The following is a 15,079-nucleotide window of genomic DNA, read 5'->3' as shown; positions in this document are numbered from 1 at the left end:
GTCGGACTGAGCACCATGATCGGGTTCACTCGAACCAGAGTGCGAGCTCCCGGGCGGCGGACTCCGGCGAGTCCGAGCCGTGCACGAGGTTCTGCTGCACCTTCAGGCCCCAGTCGCGGGCGAAATCACCGCGAATCGTCCCCGGAGCGGCGCTGGTCGGATCGGTCGCCCCCGCGAGCGAGCGGAAGCCCTCGATGACGCGATTGCCTGCGACGCGGACGGCGACGATCGGCCCACTCTCCATAAACTCGACGAGGGGCTCGTAGAACGGCTTGCCCTCATGCTCGGCATAGTGCTTCGCGAGTAGTTCACGCTCCGCTTGGACCAGCTTGATGTCGACGAGCGAATAGCCCTTCGCCTCGATGCGACGCAGGATCTCGCCGGTGAGGTTGCGCGCGACACCGTCCGGCTTCACCAGGACCAGGGTCTCTTCAATCGGATTGTTCATGCCGTCTCCTTCTGACGATCGATTCTCGAACCGCTGATCATGCAGTAGACCCACATGGCGGCGAACAGTGCGCCAACAAAGAACATCACGGCGTTGAACAGGCCGGTCAGCACGACGATCGCCTGCACCGCCCATCCCATGGCATACGCCCACTCGAACCTCAGCAGCCCGATCGTCGCGACCATGACGAGGCACAGGACGGCGCCCCCAAGAAGGGCTACGGGTGCCGGAACGAGCGGATGGGGTCCGAAGGCGATCACAAGCGTCGCAAGGAACACGACGACGAGCTCGAAGCCGAGCACGATCGTCGCGAGCGTGCGTTTGACCGAGCGGGGCGCCGAGGGAGACGCGGGGAGCTCGGACCCATCCGGTCGTTCCCGGTCGTTCGCGTCGTTCATGGGTTCATCCATCCGCTCGCCTCGGCCAGTGCCATCGCCTCACCGACGAGGGTGATCGAGCCCGTGACCACGACGGCGCGGCGCGGCGCGGCGCTCGCCCACTCGCGCGCCCGAGCGAGCGCGAACCCGAGATCGTCGAACTGGTAGGTCATGTCCTCATTCGTCCAGGCGAGCACACGCTCGGCGAGAACATCGACCGGAATGGCACGCTCCGAGTGGGACCGGGTCACGTGGAGCCGCTCGACGGCCGGCGCAAGCGCCTCGATGATGCCTTGGGCGTCCTTGTCGGCGAGCACTCCGACGACGGCCACGACCTCGTCGAAGTCGAAATAGCTGCCGAGGGCCGCGACGAGAGATGCCATGCCGTGCGGGTTGTGCGCCGCATCGACGATGATCGTCGGCTCGATCCCGACGAGTTGCAGACGGCCCGGCGAAGTGACCGTGCCCAGACCTTCTGCCAACAGGTCGCCGACGAGCGGCTGCGTTCCGGCTCCAAGGAACGACTCGACGGCGGCGATGGCCACGGCGGCGTTCTGCGCCTGGTGAAGGCCGTAGAGAGGCAGGAAGAGCTCCGAGTAATCGGCGGCGAGTCCGCGCACGCTGATGAGCTGACCGCCGACGGCGACCTTGCTCTCGACGACGTCGAACTCCCGCCCCTGAACGACGAGGCTCGACTCCGTGAGCTCTGCCGCGCGTTCGAGCTCGGCCTGGACATCCGGGTCCTGCAACGCCGTGACAACGGCTGCGGCGGGTTTGATGATGCCCGACTTGGTGCGAGCGATCTCGGCCACCGTGCGGCCGAGACGGTCGACGTGGTCGAGCGAGATCGGTGTGAACACCGCGACCTGCCCATCGGCGACATTGGTGGAGTCCCATTCGCCGCCCATGCCCACCTCGAGTACGACGACGTCGACCGGGGCGTCGGCGAAACTCGCGAAGGCGAGCACGGTCATCGCTTCGAAGAACGTCAACTCCGGCTTTCCAGTCGCCTCGAGCTCGGCATCGACGATCTGGAGGTACGGCTCGATGTCCTCCCAGTTGCGAACGAGCGCCTCGTCGGTGATCGGGGCGCCGTCGATCATGATGCGCTCGTTGAAGCGCACCATGTGGGGACTCGTCAGGAGGCCCGTGCGCAGACCGTAGGCGCGGAGGATGCTCTCGGCGATCCGGCTCGTGCTCGTCTTGCCGTTCGTGCCCGTGATGTGCAGGATCGGATAGGCCCGTTGCGGGTCTCCCAATAGCTCGACCGCACGCCTGGTCGGCTCCAGGCGCGGCTTGGGCGTCGCCTCCCCGATGCGGGTCAGCAGGGCCTCGAAGACGGCGTCACCGGCTTCGCGCCAGTTGTCCTCGCTCATGCGTTCTCCTGTGTGGTGGCCCTCTCGAGCGAGACGGTCAGGGCGGAGTCGCGACCGATCGCGACGGGGTTCTCAACGAGGGTACCTGGCTCAAGCTCTACGATCCGCAGCTCGACCGCGAGGGTCTCCGCCGCGATCAACCCGGCGAAACTCCGGGCGTCGGAGGCGCCGGCTGCGTCGAGGGTCATGGTCAACCGGATGCGATCACTCACGTCGAGCCCAGCCTCCTTACGGGCATCCTGCACCGCGCGGATCGCGTCCCGGGCAAGCCCCTCCGCCTCGAGCTCGTCGGTCGTGACGGTGTCGAGCAACACGAAGCCTCCGTCGGGAAGCAGCGCAAGTGCGATATCTGCGCCCTCTGAGGACTCCGCCTCGAGCACGAGCTCATACTCACCCTCGATCAGCTCGATGCCTCCGGCCGTGACGACTCCGTCCGACTCGGACCAGTCCCCGGTGCGTGCGGCCTGGATGGCCAGCTGCACCGATTTTCCGAGCCGCGGCCCCGCCGCGCGCGCATTGATCGTGAGCTTGCTCGTGATGCCGTAGTCGGCGGCGCTCGTCTCGCCGAGCTCGACGAGGGCGACGGCTTTGACGTTGAGTTCCTCGCGCAGGATCGGCTCGAAGCGCGCGAGGCTTGCGATGTCCGCCGCGACGACGGTGAGGAGCGCGAGCGGGAGTCGGACCCGGAGTCCGGCCTGTTTGCGCAGCGACTGCGCTACGGAGCAGATGGAACGCAACTGGTCCATGGCGAGAACGAGCGCGCCATCCGCCGGGAAGTCGGACGCATCCGGCCAGTCCTCGAGATGGACGCTGCGTCCGCCCGTGAGCCCCTGCCAGATATGCTCGCTCACGAGCGGCAGCAGCGGCGCGGCGACACGGGTGAACGTCTCGAGCACGGTGTAGAGGGTGTCGAATGCCTCGCGGCCGCCGCCGTCCGCGCCGACGCCTTCCCAGAAGCGGTCGCGTGAGCGACGCACGTACCAATTGGTGAGCACGTCCGAGAAGTCACGAAGCTTCGCCGCGGCGAGGGTGCTGTCGAGATTCTCGAGATCGACGGTCACGGACTCGACCAGTTTGCGTGTCTTGGCGAGCAGATAGCGGTCGAGCACATCCGTCGAGTCGGTACGCCACTCGGCATCGTAGGAGCACGCGTTCGCGTAGAGCGAAAAGAAGTACCAGGTGCTCCAGAGCGGGAGCATCACCTGACGAACACCCTCGCGGATGCCCTCCTCCGTCACCACGAGATTGCCACCGCGCAGCACCGAACTCGACATGAGAAACCAGCGCATGGCGTCGGAGCCGTCGCGGTCGAAGACCTCAGACACATCGGGGTAGTTGCGCAGCGACTTCGACATCTTCTGGCCGTCGTTGCCGAGCACGATGCCGTGACTCACGACGCTCTTGAACGCGGGGCGATCGAAGAGCGCCGTCGACAGCACATGCAGTGTGTAGAACCAGCCGCGCGTCTGTCCGATGTACTCGACGATGAAGTCCGCCGGACTGTGGCTGTCGAACCACTCCTGGTTCTCGAAGGGGTAATGCACCTGGGCGAAGGGCATCGAGCCGGAGTCGAACCACACGTCGAGCACGTCCGGGATGCGGCGCATCGTCGAACGACCGCTCGGGTCGTCGGGGTTCGGCCGGGTCAGCTCGTCAATGTATGGGCGGTGCAGATCGTTCGGGCGCACACCGAAGTCGCGCTCGAGCTCGTCGAGAGAGCCGTAGACATCGACGCGCGGGAACTCGACGCTGTCGCTCTTCCACACCGGGATCGGCGACCCCCAGTAACGGTTGCGGCTGATCGACCAGTCGCGCGCGTTGCCGATCCATTTGCCGAACTGACCGTCTTTGACGTTGTCCGGCACCCAGGTGATGTCCTGGTTGAGTTCCTCCATACGGTCGCGGACATCCGGAACGCGAACGAACCAACTCGACACGGCTTTGTAGATGAGGGGGTTGCGACAGCGCCAGCAATGCGGATAGCTGTGCTCGTAGCTCGCTTGACGGAGCAGCCGCCCCTCGGCCCTCAGCAGCTGGGTGAGCGGTTTGTTGGCGTCGGACCACAGTTGACCCACGACGTCCTCAACGGTCGGCAGAAACCTGCCGCCCTCGTCGAGCGAGATGATGACCGGGATGCCGGCCGCCTCGCAGGCTCTCTGGTCCTCCTCGCCATAGGCGGGTGCCTGGTGCACGATGCCTGTGCCATCCGCTGTGGTCACGTAGTCGGCGACGAGGATGCGCCAGGCGTTCTGCATGCCCCACTCCTCGACCTCGGCGTAGTAGTCGAAGAGGCGGTCGTAGCTGACGCCTTCGAGATCGGCTCCGCGTACCGTGCGTGAGACGGCGGCACGCGCCTCTTCGGCGGAATCGTAGCCGAGGTCCTTCGCATATCCGCCGACGAGGTCGACCGCGAGCAGGTATTCCCCGCCGAGCACCTCGGTGCCGTCGACGGCACCGGCCTTCTCGCGCAGGACGGTGGCGTCTGGCGTTCCATTCGGCCCGGCCGGGACCACCGCGTATTCGATGTCTGGACCCACGGCCAGCGCAGCATTGGTCGGGAGCGTCCAGGGCGTCGTCGTCCAGGCGAGCGCCCGCACAGCGGTGAGCCCGAGGGATTCGGCCTTCGCCCCGGTGAGTGGGAACGTGACCGTGACGGTCTGGTCCTGTCGCATCTTGTAGACATCGTCGTCCATGCGCAGTTCATGGTTGGACAGCGGAGTCTGGTCGCGCCAGCAATACGGCAGCACCCGGTAGCCCTCATAGGCGAGACCCTTGTCGTGCAGCCGTTTGAACGCCCAGATCACCGACTCCATGAAGGAAAGGTCGAGGGTCTTATAGTCGTTGTCGAAATCGACCCAGCGCGCCTGACGGGTGACGTAGTCCTGCCACTCGTGCGTATATTTGAGGACCGCCTCACGCGCGACCGAGTTGAAGGCAGCGATGCCCATCTTCTCGATCTCGCTCTTGTCGGTGATTCCGAGTTGCCGTTCGGCCTCGAGCTCGGCCGGCAGTCCGTGCGTGTCCCAGCCGAACCGGCGGTGCACCTGCTTGCCGCGCATGGTCTGGAACCGTGGGAAGAGATCCTTGGCATAGCCCGTCAGCAGATGCCCGTAGTGGGGCAGGCCGTTCGCGAAGGGTGGACCGTCATAGAAGACCCACTCCTCGGCGCCGGAGCGGTTGTCGATGGATGCCTGGAACGTGGCGTCCCGCTCCCAGAACGCGAGCACGTCCCGCTCGATCACCGGAAAACTGGGCGAACGGACGACACCGGATACCGCACCATGGTGCGTGTGTTTCTCGGCGTCATCGAGATTCTGACCTTTGGGGTACAAGTGTCTCTCCTGGACGGGCTGGCCTGTTCCACGAGGACGCCGGCTGCTCGATCGAGAACCGTCGCGGTACCACCCCGCTTGCCGCGGAATGTCTCTCCGCAACCACTTGTTCCTTGGCTGTGACGGGCCAGACCCGTTCGGCTCTAGTGACGGATGCCGCGACTCGCGTCGATCCATCCGCTTTCTTCCGAAGACTCCCCGGTGATGGCCGGATCGACATCGTTCAGAGAAATACTAGCCGCAGGAGGACTGCGACAGGAACCCACGGCCGTTTCGGTCCTCGGCTCCCCCTCCGCTACCCTGGACGAGTCGCATACTCAGGCACCTCACCACAGACACGGTGCCGCACATACCGAACCGGAGTCTCATGAGCGCCCCCGACCGCCTCCCCGACAAGCCAGCCCTCGAGGGTCTCGAGACCAAGTGGGGTTCGGTCTGGGAGTCCGACGGAACCTATCGTTTCGATCGCGCCTCCGCGAAACGCGAGTGCATCTACTCGATCGACACCCCGCCGCCGACCGCTTCGGGTTCACTGCACATCGGTCATGTGTTCTCCTACACGCACACCGACGTGGTCGCGCGCTTTCAGCGGATGCGAGGCAAGAGCGTCTTCTACCCGATGGGCTGGGACGACAACGGCTTGCCGACCGAGCGCCGGGTGCAGAACTATTACGGGGTACGCTGCGACCCCTCGCTCCCCTACGATGCCGATTTCATTCCCCCCTTCGAGGGCGGTGACGGCAAGAGCACCAAGGCGGCCGATCAGCGGCCGATCAGTCGGCGCAACTTCATCGAGTTGTGCGAGCGGCTGACCGCCGAGGACGAGCGTCAGTTCGAGGTCCTGTGGCGCTCGCTGGGCCTCTCCGTCGACTGGACCCAGAGCTATCGCACGATCGGCGATGAGGCGATCTTCACCTCCCAACTCGCCTTCATTCGCAACATCGAGCGCGGCGAGGCCTACCAGGCTATGGCGCCGACGCTCTGGGACGTCACCTTCAGAACCGCCGTCGCGCAGGCCGAGCTCGAGGACAAGGAGCAGCCGGCCTCGTACCACAGGGTCTCGTTCCACAAGCCGGACGGCTCGACGATCGAAATCGAGACCACACGCCCGGAGCTGTTGCCCGCGTGTGTAGCGCTCGTCGCCCACCCCGACGACGAGCGCTACAAGCCGCTCTATGGCACGACCGTGCGAACCCCCCTCTTCGATGTCGCGGTTCCGATACTCGCGCACCACCTCGCCCAGAGGGACAAAGGCAGTGGAATCGCGATGATCTGCACCTTCGGCGATGTGACCGACATCGTCTGGTGGCGTGAACTCGGCCTCCCGAACCGCGCCATCCTCGGCTTCGACGGGCGCATCCTCGGCGAGGCGCCGGATGCCATCACGACCCCGGCCGCAAGGGAGGCTTACGCACGGCTCGCCGGAAAGACCGTGTTCTCTGCCAAGCAGGCCGTCGTCGACATGTTGCGCGTCTCCGGCGAGCTCGTCGGCGAGCCGAGACCGATCATGCACTCGGTCAAGTTCTTCGAGAAGGGCGACAAACCGCTCGAGATCGTCTCGACCCGTCAGTGGTACATCAAGAACGGCGCCCGCGACGAAATCCTGCGCACGAAGCTCGTCGAGCACGGAAACGACCTGGACTGGCATCCTGACTTCATGCGCATCCGCTACGAGAACTGGGTCAACGGCCTCACCGGCGATTGGCTCGTCTCACGCCAGCGCTTCTTCGGCGTGCCGATCCCCGTGTGGTACCCCCTCGACGCCGATGGCGATCCGTGCTTCGACGAGCCGATCGTGGCGACGCGCGACATGCTCCCGGTCGATCCCTCGTCGGACGCCGCCCCGGGTTTCGACGAGGCACAGCGCGGCGAGCCGGGCGGCTTCGTCGGCGAGCACGACGTCATGGACACGTGGGCGACCTCGTCGCTCACCCCCCAACTCGCCGGAGGCTGGGAACGTGACCCAGAGCTCTTCGGGCTCGTTTTCCCCTACTCGCTCCGCCCGCAGGCGCAGGACATCATCCGCACCTGGTTGTTCTCGACGGTGCTCCGTTCCGAACTGGAACATGACGTCGCGCCCTGGCAGCACACCGCTATCTCCGGCTTCATCGTGGACCCGGATCGCAAGAAGATGTCAAAGTCGAAGGGAAACGTCGTCACCCCTGCAGACATGCTCGAACAGCATGGCTCCGACGCGGTCCGCTACTGGGCCTCCTCCTCCCGCCTCGGAGTCGACGCCGCGTTCGATCCGCAGAACCCGACGCAGATCAAGATCGGTCGTCGTCTCGCGATCAAGATCCTGAACGCCTCGAAGTTCATTCTCGGCTTCGAGGGAGACGGCAACGCCGCGATCGTCAACCCGCTCGATCTCAGTATGCTTGCGACGCTGTCCGACGTCGTCGAGCACGCCACCATCGCTTTCGACGCCTACGACCACGCCCGCGCACTCGAGGTCGTCGAGAGCTTCTTCTGGACCTTCTGCGACGACTACCTCGAACTCGTGAAGGAGCGTGCCTACGGCTCGCCCGACGAGGGGCAGGCTTCCGCAGTGGCGGCTCTGCGCATCGCGCTCTCCACATTGCTCCGCCTCTTCGCTCCCTTCGTCCCATTCTCGACGGAGGAGGCCTGGTCGTGGTCGAACGACGGCTCCGTGCACCGCGCAAGCTGGCCGGTCGCGGCCGAACTCGGCGCAAAGACGGGTGATGCGGAGGTGCTCTCACTCGCGAGCCAAACGCTGACGGGCATCCGACGCGCCAAGACCGATGCGAAGGCCTCCCAGAGGTCTGCCGTGACATCTGCTGTAATTACTGGAACACAAGAACAGCTCGATCTGCTCACGCAGGCCGCTGCTGATCTCAAGGCCGTCGGTCGGATCTACGAACTCGGCTTCGTCGAGGGGGTGGAGCTGGCGGTAACGAACATCGTGCTCACGTCGGTGCTCGAGGGTTAGGAGAACCATATGTCTATCCAGGTCCGTCCGCTCAAAGACGGGGATTTCTTCCCCTGGCTGGGACTCTTCGAGGGGTACAGCGAGTTCTACCAGTCGAAGCTCACCGATGAGAAGGCTCTGCGTGTATGGAGTTGGCTCATGGACAAGAACCAGGAGAGTTCGGGGATCGTCGCGGTCGACGGCGAGGAGTTCGTCGGCTTCGCACACCTGCGCGAATTCTCGCGTCCACTCGACGCAAGTCGGGGACTCTTCCTCGACGACCTGTTCGTCTTGCCCGACGCGCGCTCACAGGGAGTGGGGGCAACACTCATCGCCTTCGCCAAGTCGCTCGCGGTCGAGCGCGGACTGAGCATCGTGCGCTGGATCACCGCGGCCGACAACGAGACGGCGCAGCGACTCTACGACAAGCTCGCGACACGCACCGAGTGGGTCACCTACGACCTCGACCCCCGCGCAGCCTGATGCAGCTCGGAACCCGCTGGTCGGTCGGCGGCGAACTGCCCAATCAACTTCCCGAGGTCGTCGCCATCGCCGTACAGACCGTCGAGGCCGACATCGTCTCAGCCGGTGCCGATACGAGCGGCTGGCGCTGGACGCTCACCTGGCTCGAAGGCAAACCGGTCATCGAGTTGGACGATGGCACGGTCATCCGCTACGACGCCGCAGACGATAGTGCCACGATCACCCAGCGTGTCGCCGTAGACGATGACGAAGACTGGTAGGAGGAGCTTCGGGGTACGAGCGCAGCGGTTGACTCACCGCCTACGTGCGCGCGATGATCTCGCCGTGCGGCATCCCGAACCAGCCATCGGGGTCGGCGGCCCAGGTGAGCCAGGCCCCTGAGACTTCGTGCAGCTCGGCGAGTTCGGCGACACCCGCCTCGATGGCATGAGTGGCGAAGCTCGACTCGGTGGCACGCACCGACCAGGAGCTCCCCCACCACTCGCGCTCGGCCTCGGAAGCGAAGCACCAGATCGACGCAGAACTCGTGACCTCGGCGTAGCCGGCAGCCCGTGCCCAGGCTTTGAGCCTCCGCCCGGCATCGGGCTCGCCTCCGTTCCAATAGTGCACATCGCGGCAGATCTTCATCCAGGAGTCCAACCCGGGCAGCCTCGGATACCAGGTGGTACCGCCGTAATCGCAGTCGCGCGCCGCGAGAATCCCTCCGGGCTTCAACACACGCAGGACCTCCCGCATCGCGTCCACCGGGCGCCTCAAGTGCTGCATGACCTGATGCGCGTGCACGATGTCGAAACTGTCGTCGGGAAAGCCGAGGTCGTACACGTTGCCGACCACGAACGAGACGTTGTCGAGTCCGTTGTCGTCCGCGAGCCCGTTCGCCTGTTCGACGATGCCGGACGACGCGTCTATACCGACGACCCGGCCGGGCGAGACCCGTCGCGCGAGGTCGACGGTTATCGTGCCGGGACCGCTCCCGACGTCAAGCACCGTCAGTCCCGCCTCGAGATGCGGAATGAGGTACGCCGCCGAGTTGAGCACGGTCCGCCAGGTGTGCGAACGCAGCACGCTCTCGTGGTGACCATGCGTGTATTCGTCGCGCGGCGCGGTCTCTTGCCGGTCAGGTTCGATCGTCATAGTCAGAGCCTAGGCTGCATGAGGCCGTCGAGTGGTTCGGCGGAAGCAAGGATAAGAGCCTCGAGGGAGCGCTGAGGTCGAGACAGTTACCGTTCCCGGACTGCGTAGCTCAGATGGGTCACCCGCTGCGTCGGTTCCGCGCTGACCTGCTCCAGGGCCACGCGGCTCGCGTCCACGCCCTCGAACAAGCGGATTCCGGAGCCGAACAGCACCGGTGAGAGCGCGATCGAGAACTCGTCGATCAGGCCGGCGTTCACGTACTCCAGGATCGTTGCGCCGCCACCCGCGATGCGGACGTCTCGATCACCCGCGGCCTCGCGGGCCTGGTCGAGCGCGGGCTCGATACCGTCGTTGACGAAGTAGAACGTGGTCCCGCCCGGCCTCTCCCAGGGGTCACGCGTCTCGTGTGTCACAACGAAGACCGGCGTATGGAACGGCGCCTCCTCTGGCCACGCCTGCTCGCCGGCGTCGAACATGCGTTTGCCCATAACGCTTGCGCCGGTGCGCTCGAACGTCTCCCGCACGATGTCGTTGTCGCGCCCTTCCTCGCCGCCCTCGCCGAGCTTCAGGTTCTCCCGGAAGAACCGCTGCGGGAATACCCACCGCTGCAGTTCCATCCACTGCCGCCCCATCAATTCCCCGAGAGACCCCGGCGCGATGAACCCGTCCAGCGACATCGACACGCTGAAGAACACTTTCCCGACCATCAGCCCTCAACTCCCTTTCGAACGATCTCGGTGACGTAGGCAGCCAGCTTGCTCAGGGTCTGCTGGCGGCTCGGCGATCGCCCGCGCCCACATCAAGCAGTGGCGCGGCCTCGCTACCTAGATCGCGAAGCCGAGGGCGCGCATCATGTCGCGGCCGTCATCGGTGATCTTCTCCGGACCCCACGGCGGCATCCACACCCAGTTGATGCGGAACGCGTCGACGACGCCGTCGAGGGCTTGGGCGGTCTGCTCCTCGAGCACGTCGGTCAGCGGGCATCCTGCGCTCGTCAGTGTCATGTGGATGACGAGGGCATTGTTCTCGTCGTCCCAGCCGAGGTCGTAAATGAGCCCGAGATCGACGACATTGATGCCGAGTTCGGGATCCATAACGTCCTTCAGCGCCTCTTCGACCTGGTCGAAGAGTGCCGGAGCGAGCGTGGAGGTCATGGAACTAGCCTACGTTCGAGGACTCGAGAAAGCGATCGTAGCCCTCGTCTTCCAGGCGATCGGCCAGCTCGCGGCCGCCGTCCTCTGCCACCCGGCCGTTGACGAAGACGTGCACGAAGTCGGGCCGGATGTAGCGCAGGATGCGCGTGTAGTGGGTGATCAACATGATGCCGAGACCAGTGTTGGCCTTGGCACGGTTGACACCCTCCGAGACGATCTTGAGCGCATCGACATCGAGACCTGAGTCCGTCTCGTCGAGGACCGCGAATTTCGGCTTGAGAAGCTCGAGCTGGAGGATCTCGTTGCGCTTCTTCTCGCCACCGGAGAAGCCTTCGTTCACGTTGCGCTCGGCGAACTGCGAGTCCATGCGAAGCCTGGCCATCGACTCGCGCACGTCCTTGATCCAGGTGCGGATGGGCGGGGCCTCGCCGTCGATGGCTGTCTTCGCCGTGCGCAGGAAGTTGGTCACGGTGACGCCGGGGATCTCGACGGGGTACTGCATCGCCAGGAAGAGTCCGGCGCGAGCCCGCTCATCGACCGTCATGTCGAGCACCTCGACACCATCGAGCAGAATGGATCCGCTCTCGACGTGGTACTTGGGGTGGCCGGCGATTGTGTAGGCGAGGGTCGACTTGCCCGAGCCGTTTGGGCCCATGATCGCGTGGATCTCCCCCTCGTTGATCGCCAGATCGACGCCGCGCAGGATCTGCTTGGTGCCCTGCTCGGTCTCGACACTGACGTGGAGATCCTTGATTTCAAGAACAGACATGGATTCTCTATCTCTTTCTTCGCGATGCGCAGCGGCCGTCGGGCCTGTGGCACCTCGGGTTGTGCGACTAGACGGCCAGGGTGACAGCCGGATCGATGTAGACAACGCCGTCGATCAACTCGACCTGATAGACGGGAACGGGTTCGTAAGCGGGAAGGGTGAGGGGTTTGCCGGTCGACAGCGAGAACTTCGAGCCGTGCGCCCAGCACTCGAGAGTGTCGTCCTCGACGAACCCCTCTGAGAGCGAGATATCGCCGTGGGTGCAGGTATCGCCGATCGCGAAGACCCTGCCGGCGGCATCGCGTACCAGCGCGATGGGGACACCGTCGATTTCGACCTTCACGGCATGATTCGGCTCGAGCTCGTCGAGCGTGCAGATCCTGCTCGCCGGCATCAGCTGGGCCTCGTCCGGGAGAGCTCCGCCTCGAGCTCGCCCTGCAGACGCTCTTCAAGCGGCGCGAAACCGATCTGCTGCACGATCTCGCTGAGAAAGCCGCGTACGACGAGCCGTCTCGCCTCCGACTCAGGGATGCCGCGGGCCTGCAGATAGAACAACTGCTCGTCATCGAATCGTCCCGTGGCGCTCGCATGACCGGCCCCGGCGATGTCACCGGTCTCGATCTCGAGGTTCGGCACAGAGTCGGCTCGGGTTCCGTCGGTGAGCACGAGGTTGCGGTTCTGCTCGTAGCTGTCGGTTCCGACGGCCTTGTTCCCGATGAGCACGTCGCCGATCCAGACCGACCGTGCACCCTCTCCTTGGAGAGCTCCTTTGTACGTGACCCGGCTGCGCGTGTGCGGGGCATCGTGGTTGACGTACACCTGCTGCTCGAGGTGCTGCCCAGCATCGGCGAAGTAGAGACCGAGGGCCTCGACGTCCGCGCCGCTCTCCGCGAGGAGCGTCGTCGGATTCAGCCGCACGATGCTGCCTCCGAGGGAGACGACGATGTGCTTGAGCTTCGCGTCGCGACCGACCCGCGAGAAGTGGCTGGCGAGGTGCACGGCATCGTCGTTCCACTGCTGCACCGAGACGACCGTGAGGTTGGCCGACTCACCGAGCACGATCTCGACGTTCTCGGTCAGCCGTGCGTCTCCGGCGTTCTCAAGCACGACGAGAGCCTGGCTGAACGGCGCCGCTTCGATGACGGTATGGGCGGCTCGGGCGGCTCCACCGAGCGCGGTACGGCGAATCGTGACCTCTTTCGCCTCTTCGCCCGTGATCGAGACGAGGAGGGCCTTCTCGAAGTGGCTCCAGGCGTTCGCCGAGGCGCGCTCTTCGGGGGTTCCGGCGGCACCGATTCGAGCATCGGAGCGGTCTACCCACGAGATCGTCACGCCGGTGACATCCGCACCGTCCTGGGCCTGACGGAGGTTCGACTCGATGTCGTAGGGGGAGCCGTCGAGTTCGCCGCTCGTGAGGTCGACGAACTTCGCGACGGGCGAGAGCTTCCAGACAGCCTCGCGGCCTGTGACGGCCTCGAAATCGTTGACGTCGACGGATTTGAACCGTTCGGAGCGGGTCTGCACAGGAACGAGTCCCCATCCGCCGTCACTGTGCTTCTTCAAGCCGTGTTGCTCAGCCGTGGGCATGACCGTAGAGGTAGAGGCGGCGGACATTTAGCCGACGGATCCTTCCATGCCCATTTCGATGAGCTTGTTGAGTTCGAGCGCGTATTCCATGGGAAGTTCGCGGGCGATCGGCTCGATGAAGCCGCGCACGATCATGGCCATGCCCTCATCTTCGGGCATGCCACGACTCATGAGGTAGAAGAGCTGTTCCTCGCTCACACGCGAGACGGTGGCCTCGTGGCCGAGCTGGACGTCGTCGACACGGATGTCGATGGACGGGTAGGTGTCGGAGCGCGAGAACGTGTCGACGAGCAGCGCGTCGCAGCGTACGGTGTTCGCGGAGTGGTGCGCGTTGGCGTCGACGCGGACCTCCCCTCGATAGCCGGCCCGTCCGCCGCCGCGGGCGATCGACTTCGACACGATCGACGACTGCGTGTACGGCGCCATGTGGATCATCTTGGCACCTGCATCCTGGTGCTGACCGGGACCGGCGAATGCGACGGAGAGCGTCTCGCCTTTTGCGTGCTCCCCCATGAGGTAGATCGAGGGGTATTTCATGGTGACCTTGGAACCGATGTTGCCGTCGATCCACTCCATGGTCGCACCCTCAGCGGCCGTCGCACGCTTGGTGACGAGGTTGTAGACGTTGTTCGACCAGTTCTGGATGGTGGTATAGCGCACTCGGGCGTTTTTCTTGACGACGATCTCGACCACGGCGGAGTGCAATGAGTCGGACTTGTAGATCGGAGCCGTGCAGCCCTCGATGTAGTGCACGTAGCTGTCCTCGTCGGCGATGATGAGGGTGCGCTCGAACTGGCCCATGTTCTCGGTGTTGATGCGGAAATACGCCTGCAACGGGATCTCGACGTGCACGCCGGGCGGCACATAGACGAAGGATCCACCCGACCAGACGGCGGTGTTGAGCGCAGCGAACTTGTTGTCACCGGACGGGATGACGGTGCCGAAGTACTCTTCGAAGAACTCCGGGTGCTCCTTCAGCGCGGTGTCGGTGTCCATGAAGATCACACCCTGAGCCTCGAGCTCCGCATTGATCTGGTGGTAGACCACCTCTGACTCGTACTGCGCGGCCACGCCGGCGACGAGCCGCTGACGTTCAGCCTCGGGTATCCCGAGTTTCTCGTAGGTGTTCTTGATGTCGTCGGGCAGGTCTTCCCAGCTTTGAGCCTGCTTCTCGGTGGAACGCACGAAGTACTTGATGTTCTCGAAGTCGATCTCCGAAAGATCGGCGCCCCAGCTCGGCATGGGCTTGCGCTCGAACAACTGCAGGGCCTTGAGACGACGCTGCAGCATCCAGTCGGGCTCGCTCTTCAACGCGGAGATATCGGCGACGACCTCCGGCGAGATCCCGCGACGCGCGGATGCACCGGCTGCGTCGGAGTCGGCCCAGCCGAACTCGTAGACGCCGAGCCCTTCGAGCTCGGGGCGGTCAATGAGCACGTCCGACATTCTCTACCTCATTCTCCTACCCGCTGATAACCGGATATCAGTCC

General features: G+C 64.8%; 14 protein-coding genes. 3 read left to right on the top strand and 11 right to left on the bottom strand.

Going from position 1 to position 15,079, the window contains the following annotated elements; translation table 11 throughout:
* Positions 1-25: 25 nt before the first annotated feature.
* From ndk to ileS, 4 genes are read right to left on the bottom strand one after another with little or no spacing between them, the layout of a single operon-like run.
* Positions 26-448, bottom strand: a complete 423-nt coding sequence (gene ndk / locus ACFQB0_RS05280) for a nucleoside-diphosphate kinase (RefSeq protein ID WP_386728464.1) — start codon at positions 446-448, stop codon at positions 26-28.
* Positions 445-846: a DUF4233 domain-containing protein gene (locus tag ACFQB0_RS05275; protein ID WP_386728462.1), complete on the bottom strand. Its 402-nt coding sequence runs from the start codon at positions 844-846 to the stop codon at positions 445-447. Before ACFQB0_RS05275 ends, ndk begins: the two co-directional genes overlap by 4 nt.
* Positions 843-2,201: a bifunctional folylpolyglutamate synthase/dihydrofolate synthase gene (locus ACFQB0_RS05270; RefSeq protein ID WP_386728460.1), complete on the bottom strand. Its 1,359-nt coding sequence runs from the start codon at positions 2,199-2,201 to the stop codon at positions 843-845. Before ACFQB0_RS05270 ends, ACFQB0_RS05275 begins: the two co-directional genes overlap by 4 nt.
* Entirely contained in the window at positions 2,198-5,533 is a 3,336-nt protein-coding gene (gene ileS / locus ACFQB0_RS05265) for an isoleucine--tRNA ligase (protein WP_386728457.1), read from the bottom strand. The genes ACFQB0_RS05270 and ileS overlap by 4 nt, the downstream gene beginning before the upstream one ends.
* 367 nt (positions 5,534-5,900) lie before the next feature.
* Between ileS and valS the strand changes: the two genes are divergently transcribed.
* From valS to ACFQB0_RS05250, 3 genes are read left to right on the top strand one after another with little or no spacing between them, the layout of a single operon-like run.
* Positions 5,901-8,483, top strand: a complete 2,583-nt coding sequence (gene valS, locus ACFQB0_RS05260; protein WP_386728454.1) for a valine--tRNA ligase — start codon at positions 5,901-5,903, stop codon at positions 8,481-8,483.
* A 9-nt stretch (positions 8,484-8,492) separates the two neighbouring features.
* The gene (locus tag ACFQB0_RS05255) at positions 8,493-8,945 is read left to right on the top strand and encodes a GNAT family N-acetyltransferase (RefSeq protein ID WP_386728452.1); all 453 of its coding nucleotides are present in this window, start codon (positions 8,493-8,495) and stop codon (positions 8,943-8,945) included.
* Positions 8,945-9,205: a hypothetical protein gene (locus ACFQB0_RS05250; protein ID WP_386728449.1), complete on the top strand. Its 261-nt coding sequence runs from the start codon at positions 8,945-8,947 to the stop codon at positions 9,203-9,205. The genes ACFQB0_RS05255 and ACFQB0_RS05250 overlap by 1 nt, the downstream gene beginning before the upstream one ends.
* A 40-nt stretch (positions 9,206-9,245) precedes the next feature.
* Here the strand turns inward: ACFQB0_RS05250 and ACFQB0_RS05245 are convergent, their stop codons facing one another.
* From ACFQB0_RS05245 to sufB, 7 genes are all read right to left on the bottom strand, one after another.
* Positions 9,246-10,079, bottom strand: coding sequence for a methyltransferase domain-containing protein (locus ACFQB0_RS05245; RefSeq protein WP_386728447.1), 834 nt, complete (start codon positions 10,077-10,079; stop codon positions 9,246-9,248).
* A gap of 86 nt (positions 10,080-10,165) precedes the next feature.
* Positions 10,166-10,786 carry a dihydrofolate reductase family protein gene (locus ACFQB0_RS05240; RefSeq protein ID WP_386728444.1) on the bottom strand — a complete coding sequence of 207 codons (621 nt, stop codon included), beginning with the start codon at positions 10,784-10,786 and terminating at the stop codon, positions 10,166-10,168.
* Between the two features lie 117 nt (positions 10,787-10,903).
* Complete coding sequence (locus tag ACFQB0_RS05235; protein WP_386728441.1) at positions 10,904-11,233, bottom strand: metal-sulfur cluster assembly factor; 330 nt, start codon at positions 11,231-11,233, stop codon at positions 10,904-10,906.
* 4 nt (positions 11,234-11,237) lie between these two features.
* On the bottom strand, positions 11,238-12,002 hold the full coding sequence (gene sufC / locus ACFQB0_RS05230; RefSeq protein WP_386728438.1) for a Fe-S cluster assembly ATPase SufC: 765 nt from the start codon (positions 12,000-12,002) through the stop codon (positions 11,238-11,240).
* A 67-nt stretch (positions 12,003-12,069) separates the two neighbouring features.
* Positions 12,070-12,396 (bottom strand): non-heme iron oxygenase ferredoxin subunit, encoded by a 327-nt coding sequence (locus tag ACFQB0_RS05225; RefSeq protein ID WP_386728435.1) that lies wholly within the window; start codon positions 12,394-12,396, stop codon positions 12,070-12,072.
* A complete protein-coding gene (gene sufD / locus ACFQB0_RS05220; RefSeq protein WP_386728433.1) occupies positions 12,396-13,616 on the bottom strand; it encodes a Fe-S cluster assembly protein SufD in 1,221 nt (406 codons plus the stop codon). The genes ACFQB0_RS05225 and sufD overlap by 1 nt, the downstream gene beginning before the upstream one ends.
* A complete protein-coding gene (gene sufB, locus ACFQB0_RS05215; protein ID WP_386728430.1) occupies positions 13,617-15,035 on the bottom strand; it encodes a Fe-S cluster assembly protein SufB in 1,419 nt (472 codons plus the stop codon).
* Positions 15,036-15,079 lie beyond the last annotated feature (44 nt).

This window comes from Luethyella okanaganae (assembly GCF_042660285.1).
Classification (GTDB): Bacteria; Actinomycetota; Actinomycetes; order Actinomycetales; family Microbacteriaceae; genus Luethyella; species Luethyella okanaganae.
This window is presented reverse-complemented; position numbering and strand designations above follow the sequence as displayed.

What these genes read in the sequence shown, in the direction of transcription:
- sufD (WP_386728433.1), bottom strand. Translation starts at nt 13,616, where the DNA reads ATGTCCGCCGCCTCTACCTCTACGGTCATGCCCACGGCTGAGCAACAC.
- sufC (WP_386728438.1), bottom strand. Translation starts at nt 12,002, where the DNA reads ATGTCTGTTCTTGAAATCAAGGATCTCCACGTCAGTGTCGAGACCGAG.
- ACFQB0_RS05245 (WP_386728447.1), bottom strand. Translation starts at nt 10,079, where the DNA reads ATGACGATCGAACCTGACCGGCAAGAGACCGCGCCGCGCGACGAATAC.
- sufB (WP_386728430.1), bottom strand. Translation starts at nt 15,035, where the DNA reads ATGTCGGACGTGCTCATTGACCGCCCCGAGCTCGAAGGGCTCGGCGTC.
- ACFQB0_RS05270 (WP_386728460.1), bottom strand. Translation starts at nt 2,201, where the DNA reads ATGAGCGAGGACAACTGGCGCGAAGCCGGTGACGCCGTCTTCGAGGCC.
- ACFQB0_RS05235 (WP_386728441.1), bottom strand. Translation starts at nt 11,233, where the DNA reads ATGACCTCCACGCTCGCTCCGGCACTCTTCGACCAGGTCGAAGAGGCG.
- ndk (WP_386728464.1), bottom strand. Translation starts at nt 448, where the DNA reads ATGAACAATCCGATTGAAGAGACCCTGGTCCTGGTGAAGCCGGACGGT.
- ACFQB0_RS05225 (WP_386728435.1), bottom strand. Translation starts at nt 12,396, where the DNA reads ATGCCGGCGAGCAGGATCTGCACGCTCGACGAGCTCGAGCCGAATCAT.
- ACFQB0_RS05275 (WP_386728462.1), bottom strand. Translation starts at nt 846, where the DNA reads ATGAACGACGCGAACGACCGGGAACGACCGGATGGGTCCGAGCTCCCC.
- ACFQB0_RS05255 (WP_386728452.1), top strand. Translation starts at nt 8,493, where the DNA reads ATGTCTATCCAGGTCCGTCCGCTCAAAGACGGGGATTTCTTCCCCTGG.
- valS (WP_386728454.1), top strand. Translation starts at nt 5,901, where the DNA reads ATGAGCGCCCCCGACCGCCTCCCCGACAAGCCAGCCCTCGAGGGTCTC.
- ACFQB0_RS05250 (WP_386728449.1), top strand. Translation starts at nt 8,945, where the DNA reads ATGCAGCTCGGAACCCGCTGGTCGGTCGGCGGCGAACTGCCCAATCAA.
- ACFQB0_RS05240 (WP_386728444.1), bottom strand. Translation starts at nt 10,786, where the DNA reads ATGGTCGGGAAAGTGTTCTTCAGCGTGTCGATGTCGCTGGACGGGTTC.